The sequence below is a fragment of the Rhizobacter sp. P3_B12 genome, assembly GCF_056402895.1.
Genome location: NZ_JBFUGN010000858.1, coordinates 1 through 2,661 on the forward strand (window position 1 = coordinate 1; position 2,661 = coordinate 2,661).

The 2,661-nt window shown below is 64.0% G+C and carries 2 protein-coding genes; both read right to left on the bottom strand.

Translation table 11 applies throughout. The features are described from left to right. Positions 1-1,574 (bottom strand): ShlB/FhaC/HecB family hemolysin secretion/activation protein (locus AC1D01_RS29150; RefSeq protein WP_477872636.1); only part of this gene is annotated, 1,574 nt, incomplete at its 3' end. A 40-nt stretch (positions 1,575-1,614) separates the two neighbouring features. Next, a partial coding sequence (locus AC1D01_RS29155) for a YDG domain-containing protein (RefSeq protein WP_477872638.1) occupies positions 1,615-2,661 on the bottom strand: 1,047 nt, incomplete at its 5' end.

Sequence of the window (2,661 nt, forward strand, 5' to 3'; positions counted from 1 at the left end):
CGTGAGCGCTGATGGGCCGCCAGCGGACTGGTACCGAGCCCTCGGGCCAGTGCCAGGCGCCCCTGCAAGAAGGACCGGGTGTAAGACGCTCCAACGCCCGCACCGGAAGCGTTGAGTTCATCTTGGCCAGTGGTCCAGGGTCGGGCATTCGGTCGCACGCGCGCGTAGTCGTAGAACCACTGCAACCTCAGCGCGTCCGCCGCCTGCCAGAACAGCTCGGTGCTGACCAAGTGCGCGCGGTCGCCAGAGAGTTCGCCCTCGCGATAGGCCCTGACGCCATAGATTCCGCTCGCTGACATCTTTTGCGACGAGTCCAGGTTCTTGCTGCTCCATTGCCCTGAGTAAGAAAGCAGCACGCCGGCCTCTGCTCCCAGCCACTGTTTTCGAGACAAGCTGATGTTGATTCGGCCGAAGCTGCCTTCGCTGTTTGCACCCGCTGCATCGATGGCTGCCGACTCCGGATCAAGCTTCAGCGCTCCGCTGCCCACCATCAGCGACGCGCTCGTCGCTCCCCCATTCAGTGTGTTGTCACTTGACTCCAGGGAGATGCTTGCAGTGCCGGCGCGCAACTTCTTTCGGGCTTCTGTTCCGAAGACCCTCACTTCATCCTGAAGGGTCGTGTCGTCGTACTGAAGTTGTGCAGTGCCAGAGAAATTTGATTCTCGGATGAGCGCGTGTGAAAGATAGGCAGAACCGACCGTGGCGCTGCCCCGCGCCTGCAAATCCTTGAACTCTTTACCGAGCTGGTATTGCATGCGCGACCAAGCCAAGCCAATCCGGGTGCTCGCGCTGATCACCGGCAACTGGTAGCTCGCACGTCCGTAGGCAAAGCCACCCCCGCCCGTCTGAGCCCGCAAGCCCACCTGATCTGCCAAGTGGAGCGGGTTGTTGAAGAAAAGGCTTGCGCCCACACGATACGTGCCGGTGTACGGGCTTCCGAAATTGTCAGCGTCAGCCGAGCCGATCATTGCCTTGCCGGGTGCCACGTCGACCAGCAGATCAGTTCCGCCGACGGTGGCTCCGGGGCGCAAGGTCGACCGCACCTCCACACCGGGTAGGTCCTGCAAGGGTTGAAGCGCGTCCCTCAAATCGTGTGCCCTGACCGGCACGCCTTTCTCCAGGGCGTTGATTGGCGACAGCAGCCAAGTCGGAAGGTTCGCTCGGTTCGTCGACTGCACCCGATCCAGTCGACCTTCAATGAGAACAATCTTGACTTCCCCGTTCACGATGTCTTGCGTGGGTACATAGGCACGCGCCACGAGATAGCCATTTCGGCGATAGAAGCGCGTAATGCGATCTGCCAATTGATCGAGGTCACGCATCGACAGGTACTTTCCGATGATGCTGGCCAGCAAAGGCGATACGTCTTGATGTCCCATCAGCTCAGCAGCACCGACGATGCGGATGCCGCTCACCCTGATGCGCTCTTCGCCGCTCGCCGGCTTCGAGAGTGCCGGCTCGGCCGGCGCTGTGGTCGGCGGCTTGGAGAGCGAAGGCACCGTGTCGCGCATGCCTTGCAGCAACGAGCCAGCGTCGGGCGCAGCCTGTGCTGGTCTGCAAACGAGCAATGCCATGGTGAGCAACCCGACGCGAACAAGTTCGGACCTGTGTCGCTCATTCGTCACGGGCGACACCCAGCTTCTTGCGGGAGAGCACCTTGGCGTCGGTCAGGCTCGAAAGGGAGGAGCCCGCTCGCAGATAGATGAACTCCATCGGGCAGTCAGCCCTTTTGGTCGTTGGCATTCGCGTCCCGCACGAGTCGATCCGCAAGCCCCCGGGACGCCCTGCGGTTTGGCCTGCCGCCACATCCACCGTGTTGGCCTCCTGCACCTCATCCAGCGCGTCACGCATGTCAGAAGACGTGGCGGATGAAGGCGGCTGCTGTGGCTGTGGCTGTGGCGAGGGTATTGGGATGTCAACTCCCGGGCTGATGCTGCTGTGGGTGTTGTTGACATATGCAACGCTGTAGTTGGCTCCGCCGTTTCCGTCGGCAATGGCGACGCCCGAGGCGGTGACCGTCTTGCCGGTCCCGGCATTCTTGTCGGTGAAGGCATAGGCACCACCTGCCAGCGTGTCGCTTCCGTAGAGCGATCCCGCGACAACCACCGGGCTTCCGTTGGCCGCGGTCGTACCGTCGTAGGGCTTGATCACATCGCCCGTGCTGACCGTGAGGCTCGCTGGTGTGACGTTCGCGCTGAGCCCGGTGGGCTGCACGAGCACGTAGTTGCCGGCGTCGGCACCATTCAACAGGTAGCCGGTCACGGTCACCGCCTTGCCGTTGCCCACGTTCTTGCTGGCGAAGCTGCCGCTGCCCGTGCCGGCCACGCTGACGCTGTCGCCGGCCAAGCCGGTCACGGTGGCGCTGCCGCTAAGGCTGGCCGCAGTCGTCGCGTCGTAGACCTTGCTGGTGGCGGCCACGCCGCTCACCGTGAGGCTCGCTGGCGTGAGGTTCGCGCTCAGTCCGGCGGGCTGCACGAGCACGTAGTTGCCGGCGTCGGCCCCGCTCAGCAGGTAGCCGGTCACGGTCACCGCCTTGCCGTTGCCCACGTTCTTGTCGGCGAAGCTGCCGCTGCCCGTGCCGGCCACGCTGACGGTGTCGCCGGCCAGGCCGGTCACGGTGGCGGTGCCGCTGAGGGCCGCCGCCGTCGTCGCGTCGTAGAC